Source organism: Pseudomonas sp. ICBG1301 (assembly GCF_016918385.1).
In the GTDB taxonomy this organism is placed as follows: Bacteria; Pseudomonadota; Gammaproteobacteria; order Pseudomonadales; family Pseudomonadaceae; genus Aquipseudomonas; species Aquipseudomonas palleroniana.
The window spans coordinates 609,550-628,072 of the sequence record NZ_JAEKGB010000001.1 but is presented as its reverse complement, the minus strand read 5'-3'; the positions used below and the strand labels follow the sequence as shown (position 1 = coordinate 628,072).

The window sequence follows — 18,523 nt, the reverse complement described above, 5'->3', positions numbered from 1 at the left end:
CTCCGCATTCAGTTGATAAACATAATCAGAAGGCCTGCCGTGCCCTGTTGATTACTTCTTCTTTTTCGGGGCGATGACCATGATCAGCTGGCGTCCTTCCATCTTAGGATGCTGTTCGACCGAACCGTACTCGAGCAGGTCTTGTTCAACCCGCTTGAGGAGTTCCATCCCCAGCTCCTGGTGGGCCATCTCACGGCCGCGGAATCGCAAGGATACCTTGGCCCTGTCCCCATCACTCAGGAAACGTACCAGGTTGCGCAGTTTTACCTGGTAATCCCCTTCCTCCGTCCCTGGACGAAACTTGATTTCTTTTACTTGAATCTGCTTCTGGTTCTTCTTCGCCGCAGCAATCTGCTTCTTCTTTTCGAAGATCGACTTGCCGTAGTCCATCACCCGGCAAACAGGCGGGACTGCGTCGGCGGAGATTTCCACCAGGTCCAATTTGGACTCTTCAGCGATACGAAGCGCTTCATCAATAGAGACGATGCCAATCTGCTCGCCGTCAGCGCCAATTAACCGAACCTCGCGTGCCGAGATATTCTCGTTGATCGGGGCTTTCGGTGCAGCTCGTTTATCTTGTCTCATTTCACGCTTAATAATAATTACTCCGAATCTGGGCGACCACGCCGGGAAACCGCTTGCGCGAGGAACTCAGCGAACTGGGCGACGGGCATCGAGCCCAGGTCAGCACCTTCACGAGTACGCACAGCGACAGTCTGCATCTCGACTTCCCTGTCTCCAATAACCAAAAGATAGGGAACCTTGAGCAAGGTATGCTCGCGGATTTTAAAGCCGATCTTTTCATTTCTCAAGTCGGACTTGGCACGAAACCCGCTTTCGTTGAGAGTTTTTTCAACTTCAGCGGCAAAATCTGCCTGTTTATCAGTGATATTCATGATCACTGCCTGGGTCGGAGCAAGCCACGCCGGGAACGCACCCTCGTAGTGCTCGATCAGGATCCCGACGAACCGTTCGAACGAACCGAGGATCGCCCGGTGCAACATAACCGGGTGTTTACGGCTGTTGTCTTCGGAGACGTATTCGGCGCCCAGACGGATCGGCAGGTTAAAATCGAGCTGCAGGGTACCACACTGCCAGACGCGACCAAGGCAATCTTTCAGCGAGAACTCGATCTTCGGACCGTAGAACGCGCCCTCACCCGGCTGCAGATCGTACGCAAGCCCCGCACTGTCGAGCGCTGCGGCCAGTGCCGACTCTGCGCGATCCCACAGCTCGTCGGAACCGACGCGTTTTTCCGGACGAGTGGACAGCTTCATCTCGACTTCGGTAAAGCCGAAATCGCGATAAACGTCCATGGTCAGCTTGATGAACGCGGCGGATTCCGCCTGCATCTGCTCTTCGGTGCAGAAGATATGGGCGTCATCCTGAGTGAAGCCGCGCACACGCATGATGCCGTGCAGCGCACCCGAGGGCTCGTTACGGTGGCAGGCACCAAACTCCGCCAGGCGCATCGGCAGCTCGCGGTAGCTCTTCAGGCCCTGGTTGAACACCTGCACGTGGCAAGGGCAGTTCATCGGCTTGATGGCGTAGTCGCGGTTTTCCGACTGGGTGGTGAACATGTTGTCGGCATAGTTGGCCCAGTGCCCGGATTTCTCCCACAGGCTGCGATCAACGACCTGAGGCGTCTTGATCTCCAGGTAGCCGTTTTCGCGCTGGACCTTGCGCATGTACTGTTCAAGCACCTGATACAGAGTCCAGCCGTTCGGGTGCCAGAACACCATGCCCGGCGCTTCTTCCTGGAGGTGGAACAGGTTCAGGCGCTTGCCGATCTTGCGGTGATCGCGTTTTTCGGCTTCTTCGATGCGCTGGATGTAGGCTGCCAGCTGCTTCTTGTCAGCCCACGCAGTGCCGTAGATCCGCTGCAGCTGCTCGTTCTTCGCATCACCACGCCAGTAGGCGCCGGACAACTTGGTCAGCTTGAACGACTTCAGGAAGCGCGTGTTCGGCACATGCGGACCACGGCACATGTCGACGTATTCTTCGTGGTAGTACAGGCCCATGGCCTGCTCGTCCGGCATGTCTTCGACCAGGCGCAGCTTGTAGTCTTCGCCACGGGCAGTGAACACCTCGATCACTTCGGCGCGCGGCGTGACCTTTTTGATCACGTCGTAATCTTTTTCAATCAGCGCATGCATGCGCTGCTCGATGGCCGCGAGGTCGTCCGGAGTAAAAGGACGCTCGTAGGCGATATCGTAATAGAAGCCTTCGTCGATGACCGGGCCGATGACCATCTTCGCGGTCGGATACAGTTGCTTGACCGCATGGCCAATCAAGTGTGCGCAAGAGTGGCGAATGATCTCCAGCCCCTCTTGATCCTTGGGCGTGATGATTTGCAGGCTGGCATCGCGGGTGATCAGGTCGCTGGCGTCAACCAGCTTGCCGTCGACCTTGCCGGCCACGGTGGCCTTGGCAAGGCCCGCACCAATGGATGCGGCGACCTCGGCTACGGAAACCGAATGATCGAATGAACGTTGACTGCCGTCGGGAAGAGTAATAGTTGGCATGGCGCCTCCTCTCCTAGTGGTGACCCCTACCAAAGGTCACGTGGGTTGGGATGAGCCAGTACAAGATCCAACACCAGGCCGTTCAGTGATGAACGCCTGCCTTACAGCGGCAGGAGCCTTTCGGCCAACCGATAATCGAACCAGAGTGACTGGAGTGAGCTAAAAAGACATGGCGAGGCGGCAAATGGCGCGCCTTGGAATAGCCAGGAGGCGGATGCTATCACAGATGAACGGTCATCGTGCTGGCGCCTCTTCATGCAATAGCAAATTCCAGGCTTTATGGTCACGAAAGTGAACTTGAGCTGTACGCTACCCCTCAAACCCACTGAGAATTGCCGTTCGTCCTCAAACCCCAGGAGCATTTCATGATGCGTTTTACCTCCAGCCTCGCCCTCGCTGCCTCCCTGACCCTCCTTTCGCTCGGCGCGCAGGCAGCAGCCCCCTCGAACTGGCCAGCGGGCGCACGGGACAGCTTTATTAATGACTGCAGCGCGGCAGCCAGCCAGAATGTGGATGCCAAAACCGCAAAGACTCACTGCGAATGCGGCGCTGACAAGATCAACGCAGAATTGAGCACCGCCGAAATCAAGGAACTCATGACCAACCAGAACGCCAGCCCGGAGCTTAAAAACAAAGCCGTCGCGGCAATTTCGTCCTGCAAAGTCGTGAAGAAAAAGTAAGATTTTCCACTGACACCACTGCTTTGCGCTGAGCAAAACAGCCCAAAAACTGCCATTTCTCACAAAATACGCAGCTTTTACGGCTTTTTTTATCAGTTGATATTTCGAGCCAAAGCCCCGTAAATCGGGGCTTTCAGCCGATCCAAACCCGCAATGCAGCGCTATTGATGAGCAAACAGTGCCTTGGGGGGGCTCCCAAGTCGAACATTTCGACTATGATAGCTCGGTGTGCCCAGTTGGCCTGAGCAGCACAGTACTACTGAAAATATATGTTTCTTGGAGATACACCATGTCTAATCGCCAAACCGGCACCGTTAAATGGTTCAACGATGAAAAAGGCTTCGGCTTCATCACTCCTCAAGGTGGCGGTGACGACCTGTTCGTACACTTCAAAGCTATCGAAAGCGACGGTTTCAAAAGCCTGAAAGAAGGCCAAACCGTTTCCTTCGTGGCTGAGAAAGGCCAAAAGGGTATGCAAGCTGCACAAGTTCGCGGCGAGTAATTCCCCGCTGAGCTAAAAAAACCCCGTCCATGTGACGGGGTTTTTTATGGGCGCTACAAAAGAGGCGCTATCAGCCGCAATTGACCCGCGTGATCACCAGGTTGTCGTCGGTGTTCAGGTTCAAGCGATCGGAGCGATACTCCAGCGTGATCATATCGTTGGGCTTGAGGATACGTGCGTTCTGCGCGCCGGCACGCGTACGCGCCTGTTCCAGCAGTTGCGGCGAGGCTTTCTGGCCGATCGCGAACTCGGCGGCCTTCGACTCACAGCGGCTATGACCGGCATCGGTCACGGTGGCATCTTTGCCTGGCTCAGAGGCACCTGGGGTGCTGCAACCCGCCAACGCGAGTGCTGCCAACAAAGTACCGAATGATGCGAGCTTCCAAGGCATGAAGCCTCCTATGATAAAAAATGGACAGAGATCGTGCGACAGCAGTCAAGGCGATTGGTTTCAAGACGTTAACCGCCTGCGCGCAAGTCTGCCTGACTCACAGCCGGCAGGCGCCCGGTCAATCGTGACTAGATATGAACGTATTCAGTAGATATCGATATAGTCGGACGCTGGTTTTGGCCAGTTCTGTTTGAGTGCGTTGAAAATCTGCATGACCCAGACTTCATCGCTGGCCGCCACGATGCCGACATAGCCGGACCCTTTGGCCCAGGTCTCCAGGCGAAACAGCAGGCCATCAACCTCAGCCCCTCCGACCACCCCTGACGAGATGTAGGCGATGCCCGCCTTGCTGACCCGCAATTGGGTATGTTCATCGTCACTGGCGCTGCCAAGCAGTTGGCGCACAGCCTCCAGCGTAAGGTTATCGGGCTTGTTCAAATCGATTTGCACGCGCAGTTTCCCGGCCGTTAAACAGGGCGCCAGTGTCGCACAGCCCCCTCCCTCATGCCTAAGTAGCAGTGCCAAATGCCCTGCAAAATGCTTAACTGCGCCCGCTGGAACCGCTTTCCAGTGCATTGCCCCGTATTTTCAGCCCGTGAGATTTCCATGACCACCGTAACGCTCCAAGCCGATATCAAAGCCAAGTGGCCCCAAGGCCAAAGCTCCTACAGCCCTGGAAGCGCTGAAGAACTGGCGATCATTGGTATAGACCTGCTGGTCAAGGAACTGGGCACACAGGCGGCACAAGCGTTCATCGGCCAGGTATTCGAGAAATACCCGGCCGACTACATGGGGGCGCAAACGCGCGATTAAGGACCGGACGACGAACGTCGACCGGGTCAAGCACCCTACTTCAGACGCGCCAGGCGCTCGGTCAGCAGATCGAAAAAGCCCTGGGCGTCGCCGTTCTCGACCCAGAATACATTCTTCGGCTGCTTGAGGCCGTCGTACCAGTCGACGATGGTCTGGCCGAAGGTGGGGCCCTCACGGCTGTCTACGACCATATTGGCCTCGCGCCCGCTGAACAGCGAAGGCTTGAGCAGGTACGCCACCACGGTAGCATCATGGACCGGACCACCCGGAATCCCGTAGTGCTCCATATCGCCTTTGACATACTCATTCAGAATGGCGCTGACCACCTTGCTCGCGTTGTTATTCAGGTCGGCAATCTTTTTAAGACGGGCATCGCTGGTGAGGACCTTATGAGTTACGTCCAGCGGCAGGTAAGTCAGCTTCACACCACTTTTGAGCACGATCTCAGCCGCGACCGGATCGGCGAACAGGTTGAACTCGGCCACGGGCGTAATATTACCGCCATTGAAATGCGCGCCGCCCATCACAACGACTTCCTTGATGCCCTGGGTGATTTCCGGCGCCTGGGTCAACGCCAGCGCCAGGTTGGTCTGTGGGCCAAGCATGGCGATGGTGATGCTGTGCGGCGCGGCGCTGCTCAGGGTCTTGATCAGGTAGTCAACGGCATTGCCTTCGGCCAGGCCCTTCTTGGGCTCGTGCACGGTGACGCCGGAAATCCCTTCCTTGCCATGAATATTCTCTGCGTAGATCGGTGTGCGCAGCAGCGGTTTTGGCGCACCTGCGTACACCGGAATATCTTCGCGCCCGGCCCACTCACGTGCCAGGCGCGCATTGCGAGAGGTCTTGTCCAGGCGCACATTACCGGCGACGGTGGTCAGCGCACGAATCTTCAACTCCTCCGGCGAGGCCATGGCAAACAGCAACGCCACCACATCATCGGCCCCCGGGTCGGTGTCGATGATCAGGTCGATTTTTTCCGCCGCTTGGGCGCTTGCAGCAGTGAGCGCGGACAAAAGCAGAACACTCCGGAACAGGTTTTTCAGGGTATGCATAAAACACTCCTTGTCATAAGGGGGGACGCTAGAACGTTACGCCGGACACCAGCGCGATATTGCAATAAGGTTGGCACTCGCCCGTGCGCACGACCGCACGGGCATTGCGGCTCAGTTGCTTGAATTGGTCATGGCTGAGCAGGCGCCTTTCACCCAGCGCCGCCTGCTCTGCGAGCCTATCAAGCTCGCCCAGTGCAGGCGGTTGTTTAAGCAGGATTTCCTCCGCCAGCACGTGGCTTTCAACCTGCATTTCGCTCAGCACGATGCGCAAGGTGCTGATGAAATCCGGAATACCCTGGGTCAGCGCCAGGTCGATCAGCTCCACGCCGGGAGGCACCGGCAGACCCGCATCACCGATAACCAGGATGTCACCATGGCCCAGCGATGCGATGACCCGCGACAGGGCGATATTCAGCAAAGGTGTCTTTTTCATGAGGGCACAAAACCTTGTACGTCTTGCAGTGTAGGAATGGATGGCTGAGCACCGGCACGGGTCACTGACAACGCCGCCGCCACCTGGCCGAAACGGATCGCCTCGGCCTCGCTCTTGCCTGCGGCCAGCGCGGCGGCAAAGCCACCGACAAAGGTATCGCCAGCGGCCGTGGTATCGACCGCCTTGACCTTCGGCGCCACCCAGTGTTCGAAGCCTTTGCCGTCGGCAAACAGTGCTCCCTGGGCTCCAAGGGTGATGATGACCTTGCCCGCCCCCGCCTTGATCAGCGCGGTCGCGGCGACCTTGGCGCTGTCGAGCGAGTCAACCGTCACACCGCTGAGGGCAGTGGCCTCACTTTCATTTGGGATCAGGTAATCGATCGAGCTATACCACTCGGCAGGCAACGGTGCGCTTGCCGGGGCGGGGTTGAGAATGACTGTCTTGCCCAGCTCACGCCCCCGCTTGAGCGCCTGCCCAACGGTATCCATCGGCACCTCAAGCTGACAGATGATCACATCTGCCGCCTGTAACACCGCGTCGCAGCTTTTCAGAGACGCTGGCGTCAACTGGTCGTTGCTGCCCGCCACAATCACAATGGCGTTCTGGCTGCTGTCATCCACCACGATCAACGCCACACCGCTGGAGCCTTCCACGGCACTGACCGCCTGGCAATCGACCCCCTCCACCAGCAGCGCTTCCCGCAATTGGCTGCCGTAGGCGTCAGTGCCGACGCAACCGACCATCGCGACATCCGCCCCCAGGCGGGCCGCTGCGACGGCCTGGTTCGCGCCCTTGCCGCCGGGAACGGTGGAAAACGTCTGGCCGATCAGGGTTTCACCGGCACGTGGCAAACGACTGGCGCGGGTGACCAGGTCCATGTTCAAGCTGCCTATTACCACTACTTTTGCTGGCATACATCAGTACTCATCAATTCGGTTCAGCGGTATTGGGCGAACACATCGGCCAATGGCGCGGTCGACTCACGCAAAACAATGCTGGGCGTCACGATGCGTTGATCGATCGGCAGTTGGGGGGTTGCTATTCGTTGCAGTAATAATTCGGCCGCCGTCTCGCCCAATTGCAGGATCGACTGCCCGACCGTCGTCAGCGCGGGGTAGACATAGCGCCCCATCTGAATGTCATCGAAACCGATCACCGACAGTTCGCCCGGCACACGCAGATTGCGCTCCGCGGCGGCGCGCAGCACGCCAAAACCAATCATATCGTTGCTGGCGAAAATCGCACTGGGCGGGTTTCCCGACAACAACTGCACGGCTGCGGCATAACCTCCGGTGCTGGTGAAGTCACTTACCAGGATACGGCTGGCCGACACTTCGACGCCCGCCTCGCGCAACGCGCGCTGGTAACCCGCCAGACGCATCTGTGCTACCCGGGTATGCACCGGACCACCGATACAGGCGATGTCCCGATGCCCCAGTTCCAGCAGGTGGCGGGTGGCGAGATAAGCGCCCTCTTCGTGATCGATGCGTACCAGATCGACATCAATGCCATCCAACGCCCGGTCGACAATCACCATGGGCGTGCGCACCGCACTCAAGCCGGCGGCAAGACCACTGTCATCGCCGCCCACGGACGTCACGATCAAGCCGTCGACGCGTTTTTCCAGCAACACGCGCAAATAACTGCGCTGTTTTTCAGCGTCGTCGTCGGAGTTGCAGAGAATCACGCAATAGCCATTGCGCTCGCAGTAATCCTCGATGCCCCGCGCCAGCTCCGCAAAGTACGGGTTGAGGCTATTGGGCACCAGCAAGCCAATGGTGGCCGTGGTCTTGGCCTTGAGCGAGCGCGCAACGGCGCTGGGCACGTAGTCCAACTGCTTGATCGCCGCCTCGACTTTGACACGTACCGGCTCGCTGACCGGGCGCGTCTTGTTCACCACATGGGACACCGTGGTATAGGAAATACCCGCAAGCGCCGCCACATCCTTGATCGTTGCCATGGTTCAGCCCCGCCGACTGGCGCGCTGGCTGCGATAGGTATCGAGGACCACGGCAATCACAATGACAGCACCGGTAATGATGCGTTTAGTGGGTTCCGTAGCACCGATCTGCGCAAGGCCAGCCGCCAGCACCGAAATAATCAACACCCCGAAAAAGGTACTGATGACCGAACCGCGCCCACCCATCAGGCTGGTACCGCCGATCACCACAGCGGCGATCACTTGCAGCTCCAGGCCGGAACCGGCGTTCGGGTCTGCCGCTTCAAGGCGCGAGATCTGGAACAACGCCGCAACACCGGCCAACAACCCCATCAGGCTGAATACCAGGATTTTGTAGGGCTTGGGATTGATCCCCGCCAGACGCACAGCCTCCTCGTTTGTGCCGATACCAATGAGGTAACGACCGAATACCGTACGGGTCAACACCAGTTGCGCCGCGATGATCACCAGCAACGCAATGATGAACGACGGAGAAATACCAAAGGCAATCGGGTTGGATAACCAGGCAAACGAGTCACCGATGTAAGCGGTGCGCGAGCCGGTCATCTGATAGGCCACGCCCCGCGCCATTTCCAGCACACCGAGCGAGACGATGAACGACGGAATCCGCCAGGCCACGGTGATCGAGCCGGTGATAGTGCCGGCCAGCGCCGCGCAACCCATGCCGAGTATGGCGGCCGGCAACACGCTCCAGCCCCAGCCGAGAATCGCCACGCTGACCGCCGATGCGGCCAACGCCAGCACCGAGCCCACCGACAGGTCGATACCGCCGATGATCAGGATGAAGGTCATGCCCACCGCCAGCACCATCAGGTCCGGAATCTGGTTGGCCAGGGTGCTGAAGGTGTCATAGGACAGGAAGTGGTCGCTGAGCACCGAGAACAGCGCAATCATCGCCAGCAAGGCACCGGCCAGGCCCAGGTAGGTACCCAGGCCGTAGAAGTTACCGCCGGTTTTGCCGGGGGAAGTTGTTGTTTTCATGGGGTATCCCTAAGCACTGCATCGTTGAGCAGCGCATCACGTTTTTGATAGCCGGCAAAGGCGGCGGCAAGCAGCTCGTCCTGGGTCCAGCTGTCGCGCTCGAAGGTTTCGATCAGGCGTCCGGCGGAGAGCACGCCGATCCGATCACAGATCAGCATCAGCTCTCGCAGATCGCTGGACACCACCACCAGCGCCTTGCCCTGGCGAGTCAGCTCGCCCAGCAAGGCATAGATGTCGAACTTGGCACCAACGTCGATGCCACGGGTCGGTTCGTCGAACAGCATCACCGCACAATCGCGCTCCAGCCAGCGACCAATCACGACTTTCTGCTGGTTGCCACCCGACAGCTCGCTGACCAATTGCGCCGGGCTGGAGCTGCGGATGCGCATGGCATCTACCTGACGCTTGGCCAAGGCGGTTTCGTCACGGTTGTTCACCACGCCACCACCGGAAATCTTGGGCATGTTGCCCAGCGCGATGTTGGCGCTGATGGATTGGGTCAGCAGCAAACCTTCACCTTTGCGGTCCTCGGTGATCAAGGCAATCCCATGCCCCACCGCGTCCACTGGCGAACGAATGCTCACTACCTGGGCAGGCGAGCCCAGGGCAATGGTGCCGCTGTCGGCCAGGTCGGCACCAAAGATCAGGCGCAACAGCTCAGTGCGGCCGGCGCCGATCAAGCCGGAGATGCCATAGATTTCGCCGGCGCGCACTTCAAAGGACACATCGCGAACCTTGTCCGAACGGGTCAGCCCTTTCACGGTCAAGGCGGGACCACCAATGGTCCGCGGGCCCAGGTCAATCTGCTCACCCAACTCACGGCCCACCATCAGGGTGACCAGTTGCTCGCTGTTGTAGTTGGCCATCGGCTCGACGCAGACCAGCTTGCCATCACGCAGTACCGCAATGCGCTGGGCAACACGGGCCAGTTCCTCGAGCCGGTGCGAAATGTAGATGATCGCCACGCCGCGAGCCTGCAAGCGGGTGATTTGCTCGAACAGCATCTCGACTTCACGCGCGGTGAGCATGGCCGTGGGCTCGTCGAGGATCAGCACATGGCAATCGCCGATCAGGTTGCGCGCAATCTCGACCATTTGTTGATGCCCGATACCCAGGCTGCCGACGAGTGTATCCGGGTCGATGGCGTCCAGGCCAACCTGGGCCATGGCTTCGATTGCGGCCGTGCGCAGTTGCTTGCGGCTGATCCAGCCGCACCGGCTGGGCAGGTTATCCAGGAACAGGTTTTCGGCCACGGTCAGCGTCGGCAGCAAGTTGAGTTCCTGCATGACCATGCGCACGCCCAGCTCTTCGGCCTGGGTACGGCTGGCCGGGCGGTAATCCTGACCGTTGAACTGCATGTGCCCGGTGGTCGGCGTGACCAACCCGCCGATAATCTTCGACAGCGTGCTTTTACCTGCACCGTTTTCACCGGTCAGCGCCAGCACTTCCCCGCGATTGAGCGTCAGGGTGATGTCGGCCAGAACCGGTTGGGCATAGGTTTTGCCGATACCGCTGACCGAGAGGACAGCGTTCGGGGCGGAAGATGACATAGGAAAATCTCCAGGCGCCCGCTCAGGACGAGCGGACGCTGTTGGGTACTGCCAGGATTACTTCTTGAGGACGAGTTCGACAGGGGTTTCGATCACGCCGTCTTTGGCATCGACTTTCTCACCCTTGACCAGCTTGAGCGCGTTCTGGATACCGAACACGGCTTGCTGGGCAGCAGCCTGGTCGGCGGTCGCCAGTACACGGCCGTCTTGCAGCATCGGCTTGATGGCTTCGATGTTGTCATAGCCGACCACCTGCACTTTGCCAGTCTTGCCTGCGGCACGTACCGCAGACACAGCGCCCAGCGCCATGTTGTCATTGCCGGCCAGCAGTGCCTTGAGGTCTGGGTGTTCGCTCAACATGGCGGACGCCACTTTCTGGCCCTGGTCGATTTCCCAGTTGCCGGACTGGGTGGAAACGATCTTCATACCGGCAGCGTCCATCGCATCCTTGAAGCCTGCGGTGCGCTGCTGGGCATTGGTGGTGGTGGGTACGCCTTCGATGATCGCGACTTTGTCACCCGAGGTCAGGTGCTTGGCCAGGTAATCGCCTACCAGCTTGGCGCCTTTGCGGTTGTCCGGGCCTACGAACGGAATGTCGAGGTTTTTGCTTTTCAGGACGTCAGGGTCCAGGCGGTTATCAATGTTGACGACCTTGATGCCCGCGTCCGAAGCCTTCTTCAGCACGGTAACCAGCGCCTTGGAGTCGGCAGGAGCAATCACGATGGCGTTAACCTTGGCGAGGATCATCTGGTTGACGATATCGATCTGCGCGCTGGTATCGGTTTCGTTCTTGATGCCGTTGGTGATCATGTCGAAGTCGGCGGCGTGGGCTTTCTGGTAGTCCTTGGCACCGTCCTGCATCGTGACGAAAAATTCATTGGCGAGGGACTTCATGACCAGGCCGACCTTGGGTTTGGCGGCGGCATCATCGGCAAATGCAGAGGAGAGAGGCAGGGCAGCGGATGCGGCGGCAAGCACAGCGACAGCAAGAAGGCGTCCAGCAAATGGCAGCTTCATGGGTTCACTCCGATCTTATGATTATTGTGAGCAACGCTTGCACCGAAACCCTGTTCGGCAGCCGCCCCACCCGGGGGGCTGAAACGAGCGGTCACGACACACCAGAAGCGCTTCGTGAAACATCTCGCAAACGTTTGCGTTATTCAAACTATGAGAACCTTGTCGAGGTTTGTCAACGGGGTAAACCGTCTTTCATCCAAGGTCCTCAGCGCCGCAGTTACGCTCCCTGAGGATGTGTTTGAACATCGCCTCACCAGGTCCTGCGCCGAAACGACAGGCTGTTACACCAAGGTCATGCGGGAGCCAGGAATATTCCGTCATCTTTTTCGGACAACCGAACGAAATACCCACGCACTGTTCGGAAAGCCGGACAAACGCCCTTTTCGCACCGTCAAAAATTCAAATTAAGTTGTTCTAAATCAATACGTTAATTTATATCCCTGCGCACAATCCGCCTGGTACAAATCCTGCTCTTTCTCAGCACCCGAGGCGTTCAGAGTCGCCCGGGTGTTCTGGATGAAACTGCCACCGCACTCATCAAAAACCAGAGAGAAAAATAATGAAATCTGCATTGAAGAACTTTGTTCCGGGCGCCCTCGCCCTTCTGCTGCTGTTCCCTGTTGCCGCCCACGCTAAAGAAGTTGAAACCAAGACCAAACTGTCCAACGTGGTGATCCTCGCCACCGGCGGTACCATCGCCGGCGCTGGCGCCAGTGCCGCCAACAGCGCCACCTATCAGGCAGCCAAAGTCGGTATCGAACAACTGATCGCCGGCGTTCCCGAGCTCTCCCAGATCGCCAACGTGCGTGGCGAACAAGTGATGCAGATCGCCTCCGAAAGCATCAACAACGAAAACCTGCTGCAACTGGGCCGCCGCGTGGCCGAACTGGCCGACAGCAAGGACGTTGACGGCATCGTGATCACCCACGGTACCGATACCCTCGAAGAAACCGCCTACTTCCTGAACCTGGTGGAAAAAACCGACAAGCCAATCGTGGTGGTCGGCTCCATGCGCCCAGGTACCGCGATGTCCGCGGACGGCATGCTTAACCTGTACAACGCCGTGGCCGTGGCCGGCAGCAAAGATGCGCGTGGCAAGGGCGTGCTGGTGACCATGAACGACGAGATCCAATCGGGTCGCGACGTCAGCAAAATGATCAACATCAAAACCGAAGCGTTCAAGAGCCCTTGGGGCCCGCTGGGCATGGTAGTGGAAGGCAAATCCTACTGGTTCCGCCTGCCAGCCAAGCGCCACACCATGGATTCGGAATTCGACATCAAGACCATCAAGAGCCTGCCTGACGTTGAAATTGCCTACGGCTACGGCAACGTAAGCGATACCGCCTACAAAGCATTGGCCCAGGCTGGCGCCAAGGCCATCATCCACGCCGGTACCGGTAATGGTTCGGTATCGTCCAAGGTCGTGCCAGCGCTGGTGGAACTGCGCAAGCAAGGCGTGCAGATCATTCGCTCCTCCCACGTCAACGCCGGCGGCATGGTTCTGCGTAACGCCGAACAGCCGGACGACAAATACGACTGGGTCGCCGCCCTTGACCTGAACCCACAGAAAGCCCGCATCCTGGCAATGGTTGCCCTGACCAAGACCCAGGACAGCAAGGAACTGCAACGGATGTTCTGGGAATACTGATTCCTGGTGACAGCGCGGTAGAGGCAGATACGTCTGCCTCTACCCACTCGTAGGCCCCGCGATAAAAATCCCCCCGCCCTACCCCGAGAAACCAGCGCCACCGACAGCATCGGAATGACGCTGTCATAACGTCAGTTGCCCGTTGTTTTCCCAGTGTCTAAGTGTTCTTTGAGCATCCATATGTCTTTCCCACAGCTACCAAGAGCGCGGGCTTGAAGCCTGTCGCGGGAGATGCCTTAATAAGCAAGCTAACAGTTTCAATATTATTGAGCCCACAATGACGTACGCAAACGAAAGCCTGGATAACTCGACTTCGCGCTCATCCGAACATCTCTTGAGACACCTTAAAACCCACGGCACATGCAGTACGGCGGATTTGTCAAAGGTGCTGGGGGTGACATCCGAAGCGGTGCGCCAACAAATGGTCAAGTTGGTCGAACAAGGCTTGGTCGATAGCGTGGTCTCACGCTCAGGCGTTGGTCGCCCCAAACAGCTATGGCAGTTGACTGATTCCGGTCATGCGCGATTTCCCGATACGCACGCCCAACTCACCGTGCAAATCATCGAATCGGTGACGCTGTTGTTTGGCCAGGGGGGCATAGATCAAGTCATCGAACTACGCGGCTCGCAACAATTAGCCGAGTATCAAGCGCAACTGGCATCGGCGAGTTCCTTGGCCGAACGCGTCAAGCGACTGGCCAATGCGCGAGATGCGGAAGGCTATATGGCACGGGTTGAGAGCGATGGTGATGATTTTTTATTGATTGAGGACCATTGCCCGATTTGCGCCGCCGCAACCAAATGCCAAGGATTCTGCGCATCAGAACTGTCGCAATTTCAAATGCTGATGCAGGGCTGGGGCCAGGTGACGCGTGAAGAGCATTTACTGCGTGGCGGTCGCCGCTGCGTGTACCGCATCCGTAAATTGGCCGACCGATAGACCACTGGAACCTTGGATACCCCGCCTTCCAGAACCTCTTGAATTTTAAGTAGTTGCGAAAACGCCCACAGTTAAATACTGTATGTGCGTACAGAATATCAAGGAATTCTCTGTGGCAAAGTCCTCTTCCGCAGCGCCCACACCGCCAGACGCCTACGAACGCCTGGCGCTGCGCGTGCAAAAAATCATCAATTCAACCAACGCCCAAAAAGCCAAGGCAGCGTTGATCTTCCGTCTGCCGGAAGAGCCTGTGGATGAGTGGGAGCGCCTGCTGGAAGAGATCGCCGAAAACGATAACGTCACCCTCGCCTATCGGGATGACGGTGGCGTGCAGATTTTCTGGGTTGTGCCGAAGGAAGATTGATTGAATGAGTGTCCGTTTTATCGCTGTGTGCTGCCTGTTTTTTGCCCTCACCGCCAACGCCCAAGCCCCTAGAACCTTCAGCGAAGCCAAGAAAATCGCCTGGAAGCTCTACGCTCCGCAATCCACCGAATTTTATTGCGGCTGCAAATACACCGGTAACCGGGTGGACCTGAAAGCCTGTGGTTACATCCCACGCAAAAATGCCAACCGCGCCGCGCGTATTGAGTGGGAACATATTGTACCGGCCTGGCAAATTGGGCATCAGCGCCAATGCTGGCAAAATGGCGGGAGAAAAAACTGCACGCGCCACGATGATGTGTTCAAGCGGGCCGAGGCGGACCTGCACAACCTGGTGCCGAGTATCGGCGAAGTGAATGGCGACCGTAACAACTTCAGCTTCGGCTGGCTGCCAGTGCAAAGCGGGCAATACGGCTCATGCCTGACCCAAGTGGACTTCAAGGCCAAGAAGGTCATGCCACGACCGTCGATTCGCGGAATGATCGCACGCACGTATTTTTATATGAGCAAACAATACGGGTTACGCCTGTCAAAACAGGATCGCCAGCTGTACGAAGCCTGGAACAAGACCTATCCGGTACAGACCTGGGAGCGCCAGCGTAACCAGACAGTTGCCTGCGTGATGGGCCGCGGCAATGAATTTGTCGGCCCGGTGAACTTGAAAGCCTGCAGTTGAACGTGGGCGGTATTCCCGCCCAGCCCGCCTACTATGGCGCGGCCTTGTGCTCGATGACTTGCGACTCGGTGTCGTTCTTCTTGGCGCGGGCCAGCTTTTCAGTCAGCAGTGCCTGCTTGGCTTCGGCCTCAGCTTTGCTGGCGAACGGCCCCAGAAACACCTCGTCCTTACCGTCCACTTTCACAATATAAAAACTGAAGCCGTGTTCCAGCAACCACGCGGTCAGGTCGGTGATCGCCTGCAGTTTGTGATCCGGCGGGCCTACCCACACATCCCATTCCTGAGCGGCAATCGCGCCGGTTTGTGGCTGGCTTTCGGTCACGGCAGGCTTGGCCTTGGGGGCATCGACAGGTTTGCCTTCACCGCAACCGGTCAATGCCAACACCGCAATTCCCATCGCTACTTTACGCACTGCCCTGCTCCTTTGAGGATAAAGAGGCAACTTTACCATTCACTGTCTATTCTGGCCGTCATAAACGTTGGCTTAAACAATGCGAATGATGTACCGCAGACCTGTATGATGCCGCCATGGGAATTAATGTCGCCTCTATGCGTCCTAAAAGAGGCAGTCACAGGGAAGCGCTTAGCAGTAAGCTACACACATCTGACACCTACCCTGTCTGGAACATGTGTCCTTAAAAGTAATCAAGGAGAAGTCCATGCTTATACTCACCCGCAAAGTCGGTGAAAGCATAAACATCGGTGATAACATTACGATCACCATCCTGGGCGTCAGCGGCCAGCAAGTTCGAATCGGCATCAACGCTCCCAAGGACGTCGCCGTGCATCGTGAGGAGATTTATCAGCGCATCCAGGCCGGCCTCACCGCGCCGGACAAAAACCAGACGCCTTGAAGCGCCCCGAGTAGCCAGCCTTTTCGTTCACAGTGACGGCTGGCGAAAACCCATTCAGCCTGCTCGCGTATGCTTACGCGTTCAGCGCGCCTCCTGCATTTCCCTCGCGGTGAGATAAAACTGTCATAAAGCCTGGAACTTGCGGCGTTATTCGTAGCCGAACCTTCTGACAATCACCCTGCCATCTGTCTGTGTGCATTCAGGAGCACGTCGATGAGGCATCGAGCAACGCCGCCGCTTATTTCCAGATCCTGGATGATCACTCTGTTGATAGGGCTGGTTTTTCTGGCTGCCGGATATGGCCTGAGGTTCGAAATTGACCGCGTCAGCGATCCCGGCACTCACTCTTCGCTGGAACTGGCGTTACTGCTCTGTGGCTACTTGCTGGTGTTTTGCATCAGGCCGATCCAAAAGACTGTTTTGCGCAAGTTGTGCCAACGCGCGGCCCATCGTGAGTATCGAAAAACCACACGCTGACGTTGCCACGCTAGCAGATTGCCGGTATTTACAGACCCACAGTAGCACCTATGCTTGGGCTGGCGCGGACAGTGAAAGGTGCTAAAAGCCGATGGACACCCTCAGCAAATCTCAAATCGAACAAGCGCTGGCGGCACGCCTGCCCAGCTACACGGTGACCTGCACGCTGCATGCTGACGGCACCCTTTCAGCCATTCTCAGCGGCCCGGAAACCGACCACTTTGCGATTACCGGAATCGTGCGCGCGCACTATCGCGGCACTGAAGCCATTGCCCGGCTCGCCAACGAGATACTCAGGGAAATGGTGCTCTCCCGCCAGGGAATGAGAAGCAGCCGGTTACAAGCGTCAACCGACCTGTGTGAAGACCACCGAGGCCGATGACCGACTCGGTGTATTCAGATCACCTTGCCAACGGCCTCAAAGACAACCAGCCGTCAGCATCACACCGGGCTTCTAATCCCTCATACCCTGCTATGCAAGCATGCGCTGTCGCCAGGGGCGTGAGGTGCGTTGAGGTGACCACCATCACATCCGCTCCCGCAGCCTCCCCAGCTCGGATCCCTACGGCAGCATCCTCGAACACCAGACAATCCTGTACCGGCACGCCCAAGCGCTGCGCGCCGAGCACATAACAGGCGGGGTCAGGTTTGCCGCGCGCGACATCTTCGGCCGTCACCAATACTACGGGCGCAGCAATGCCCGCCGCCTCCAACCGACGCAATGCCAACGCCTTGGGTGCCGAGGTCACCAGCGCCCATCGATCGCTTGGCAGACTGTTCAGAAACTCGACTGCACCGGGAATTGCCACAACACCCTGCACATCGTCGATTTCAGCCTCGGTGATCCACTGCGCTTCGACCTCCGGATCAATGCCCGGCAACGCCTGGCGGGTGATGGTATCGATGGCCCTGGCACCATGGATCGTGGCGAGGAACGCCTCGACCTCCAAGCCATGCCGCGTCGCCCAGCGGCTCCACACACGTTCGGCAGCGGCAATGGAATTGAGCAGGGTCCCATCCATATCGAACAGAAAGGCACGGTAGCGTTGGGTCAGTAAGGAGGGGCCTGGAGCGGACACTGCTGGTTTTCCTTCTATTGGCGAACATTGGCTGACCCCGATGCAATCTACGGATCACGCGATTGCATCGCAACCTCGAAATAAAGCGGCAGGCCGCCCATCCCCCCCGGCCTGAAACGTTACGCGCCCCAAAAATCACCTCTCTGATCCTCGAAACCTTCGAGCCTCAGGCACTTCATTACAAACTTGTCATGATTCTGTTGGTTGGCTGTTCGGGGTGCCTGGTTACCGTGAACTCACTGCCGGAACCTGGCAGCCATCCCTTGGAAAGAGACACCATCATGAAACTGTTTACCCTCGGCTTTGCCACCTTGCTCGCCACCGGTTCGGCATTCGCCGCCGACACTGCCCCTGCAACAAACGTGATCCACGACAAAACCGGCTTCTTCGTTCACCTGGACATCGACAAAGTGTTATCGAGCACCGACACCTACGGGCAGTGCGGCATTGTCCCCGCTCGTCTCAACTACCTGGACCATCAGGGCCGCGAACACGTACTCGACTACCAGGTGCAAGGCATCGGTTGTGCCAGTGAGAATTGATCGGGCTACACTTGCGCCACA

General features: G+C 57.9%; 24 protein-coding genes. 11 read left to right on the top strand and 13 right to left on the bottom strand.

The annotated features are described in order from the left end of the window. Nucleotides 1-51: 51 nt before the first annotated feature. Both infC and thrS read right to left on the bottom strand, forming a co-directional pair. Nucleotides 52-603 (bottom strand): translation initiation factor IF-3, encoded by a 552-nt coding sequence (gene infC / locus JBE38_RS02925; RefSeq protein ID WP_174554058.1) that lies wholly within the window; start codon nt 601-603, stop codon nt 52-54. Further along, a complete protein-coding gene (gene thrS, locus JBE38_RS02920) occupies nt 603-2,525 on the bottom strand; it encodes a threonine--tRNA ligase (RefSeq protein ID WP_205343517.1) in 1,923 nt (640 codons plus the stop codon). The genes infC and thrS overlap by 1 nt, the downstream gene beginning before the upstream one ends. A gap of 365 nt (nt 2,526-2,890) precedes the next feature. Between thrS and JBE38_RS02915 the strand changes: the two genes are divergently transcribed. Continuing rightward, on the top strand, nt 2,891-3,205 hold the full coding sequence (locus tag JBE38_RS02915; protein ID WP_081087091.1) for a hypothetical protein: 315 nt from the start codon (nt 2,891-2,893) through the stop codon (nt 3,203-3,205). A gap of 289 nt (nt 3,206-3,494) precedes the next feature. After that, on the top strand, nt 3,495-3,707 hold the full coding sequence (locus tag JBE38_RS02910) for a cold-shock protein (RefSeq protein WP_003234260.1): 213 nt from the start codon (nt 3,495-3,497) through the stop codon (nt 3,705-3,707). A gap of 70 nt (nt 3,708-3,777) precedes the next feature. Here the strand turns inward: JBE38_RS02910 and JBE38_RS02905 are convergent, their stop codons facing one another. Then, nucleotides 3,778-4,098, bottom strand: coding sequence for an I78 family peptidase inhibitor (locus tag JBE38_RS02905; protein WP_090369850.1), 321 nt, complete (start codon nt 4,096-4,098; stop codon nt 3,778-3,780). A 144-nt stretch (nt 4,099-4,242) separates the two neighbouring features. Then, nucleotides 4,243-4,548 (bottom strand): hypothetical protein, encoded by a 306-nt coding sequence (locus JBE38_RS02900; RefSeq protein ID WP_060756903.1) that lies wholly within the window; start codon nt 4,546-4,548, stop codon nt 4,243-4,245. 156 nt (nt 4,549-4,704) lie between these two features. On the opposite strand from JBE38_RS02900, the gene JBE38_RS02895 reads away from it, so the two are divergent. Further along, nucleotides 4,705-4,911 carry a hypothetical protein gene (locus JBE38_RS02895; protein WP_060756904.1) on the top strand — a complete coding sequence of 69 codons (207 nt, stop codon included), beginning with the start codon at nt 4,705-4,707 and terminating at the stop codon, nt 4,909-4,911. Between the two features lie 35 nt (nt 4,912-4,946). Here JBE38_RS02895 and JBE38_RS02890 read toward each other — a convergent pair whose 3' ends face one another. The 7 genes from JBE38_RS02890 to JBE38_RS02860 are packed head-to-tail and all read right to left on the bottom strand — an operon-like array spanning nt 4,947 to nt 11,904. Further along, on the bottom strand, nt 4,947-5,963 hold the full coding sequence (locus JBE38_RS02890; RefSeq protein ID WP_205343516.1) for a nucleoside hydrolase: 1,017 nt from the start codon (nt 5,961-5,963) through the stop codon (nt 4,947-4,949). A 28-nt stretch (nt 5,964-5,991) separates the two neighbouring features. After that, complete coding sequence (rbsD, locus tag JBE38_RS02885; protein ID WP_205343515.1) at nt 5,992-6,396, bottom strand: D-ribose pyranase; 405 nt, start codon at nt 6,394-6,396, stop codon at nt 5,992-5,994. Then, on the bottom strand, nt 6,393-7,310 hold the full coding sequence (gene rbsK, locus JBE38_RS02880) for a ribokinase (RefSeq protein ID WP_205343514.1): 918 nt from the start codon (nt 7,308-7,310) through the stop codon (nt 6,393-6,395). The genes rbsD and rbsK overlap by 4 nt, the downstream gene beginning before the upstream one ends. A gap of 23 nt (nt 7,311-7,333) precedes the next feature. Continuing rightward, nucleotides 7,334-8,356, bottom strand: a complete 1,023-nt coding sequence (locus JBE38_RS02875; RefSeq protein ID WP_090369846.1) for a LacI family DNA-binding transcriptional regulator — start codon at nt 8,354-8,356, stop codon at nt 7,334-7,336. Nucleotides 8,357-8,359: 3 nt separating this feature from the next. Continuing rightward, a complete protein-coding gene (locus JBE38_RS02870; RefSeq protein WP_090369844.1) occupies nt 8,360-9,337 on the bottom strand; it encodes an ABC transporter permease in 978 nt (325 codons plus the stop codon). Continuing rightward, entirely contained in the window at nt 9,334-10,887 is a 1,554-nt protein-coding gene (locus JBE38_RS02865) for a sugar ABC transporter ATP-binding protein (RefSeq protein ID WP_060756910.1), read from the bottom strand. The genes JBE38_RS02870 and JBE38_RS02865 overlap by 4 nt, the downstream gene beginning before the upstream one ends. 57 nt (nt 10,888-10,944) lie before the next feature. After that, nucleotides 10,945-11,904, bottom strand: coding sequence for a sugar ABC transporter substrate-binding protein (locus JBE38_RS02860; protein WP_060756911.1), 960 nt, complete (start codon nt 11,902-11,904; stop codon nt 10,945-10,947). Nucleotides 11,905-12,463: 559 nt separating this feature from the next. Here JBE38_RS02860 and JBE38_RS02855 point away from each other — a divergent pair. From JBE38_RS02855 to JBE38_RS02840, 4 genes are all read left to right on the top strand, one after another. Next, on the top strand, nt 12,464-13,552 hold the full coding sequence (locus JBE38_RS02855; protein WP_090369838.1) for an asparaginase: 1,089 nt from the start codon (nt 12,464-12,466) through the stop codon (nt 13,550-13,552). A gap of 277 nt (nt 13,553-13,829) precedes the next feature. Next, nucleotides 13,830-14,492, top strand: a complete 663-nt coding sequence (locus tag JBE38_RS02850; RefSeq protein ID WP_205343513.1) for a helix-turn-helix transcriptional regulator — start codon at nt 13,830-13,832, stop codon at nt 14,490-14,492. Nucleotides 14,493-14,604: 112 nt separating this feature from the next. Next, nucleotides 14,605-14,856 (top strand): DUF1654 domain-containing protein, encoded by a 252-nt coding sequence (locus JBE38_RS02845; protein WP_126870844.1) that lies wholly within the window; start codon nt 14,605-14,607, stop codon nt 14,854-14,856. Nucleotides 14,857-14,860: 4 nt separating this feature from the next. Then, nucleotides 14,861-15,550 carry an endonuclease gene (locus JBE38_RS02840; RefSeq protein WP_090369832.1) on the top strand — a complete coding sequence of 230 codons (690 nt, stop codon included), beginning with the start codon at nt 14,861-14,863 and terminating at the stop codon, nt 15,548-15,550. A gap of 31 nt (nt 15,551-15,581) precedes the next feature. Here the strand turns inward: JBE38_RS02840 and JBE38_RS02835 are convergent, their stop codons facing one another. Then, complete coding sequence (locus JBE38_RS02835; protein ID WP_205343635.1) at nt 15,582-15,947, bottom strand: SPOR domain-containing protein; 366 nt, start codon at nt 15,945-15,947, stop codon at nt 15,582-15,584. Nucleotides 15,948-16,209: 262 nt separating this feature from the next. On the opposite strand from JBE38_RS02835, the gene csrA reads away from it, so the two are divergent. From csrA to JBE38_RS02820, 3 genes are all read left to right on the top strand, one after another. Next, the gene (gene csrA, locus JBE38_RS02830) at nt 16,210-16,404 is read left to right on the top strand and encodes a carbon storage regulator CsrA (RefSeq protein ID WP_060755766.1); all 195 of its coding nucleotides are present in this window, start codon (nt 16,210-16,212) and stop codon (nt 16,402-16,404) included. A gap of 213 nt (nt 16,405-16,617) precedes the next feature. Then, nucleotides 16,618-16,881 (top strand): hypothetical protein, encoded by a 264-nt coding sequence (locus JBE38_RS02825; RefSeq protein WP_090369828.1) that lies wholly within the window; start codon nt 16,618-16,620, stop codon nt 16,879-16,881. A 91-nt stretch (nt 16,882-16,972) separates the two neighbouring features. Then, nucleotides 16,973-17,263 (top strand): hypothetical protein, encoded by a 291-nt coding sequence (locus tag JBE38_RS02820; protein ID WP_090369826.1) that lies wholly within the window; start codon nt 16,973-16,975, stop codon nt 17,261-17,263. 19 nt (nt 17,264-17,282) lie between these two features. Here the strand turns inward: JBE38_RS02820 and JBE38_RS02815 are convergent, their stop codons facing one another. Further along, complete coding sequence (locus tag JBE38_RS02815) at nt 17,283-17,960, bottom strand: HAD family hydrolase (RefSeq protein ID WP_060755769.1); 678 nt, start codon at nt 17,958-17,960, stop codon at nt 17,283-17,285. Between the two features lie 281 nt (nt 17,961-18,241). Here JBE38_RS02815 and JBE38_RS02810 point away from each other — a divergent pair, with 281 nt between their 5' ends. After that, a complete protein-coding gene (locus tag JBE38_RS02810; protein ID WP_104994315.1) occupies nt 18,242-18,502 on the top strand; it encodes a DUF2790 domain-containing protein in 261 nt (86 codons plus the stop codon). Nucleotides 18,503-18,523: the final 21 nt, after the last annotated feature.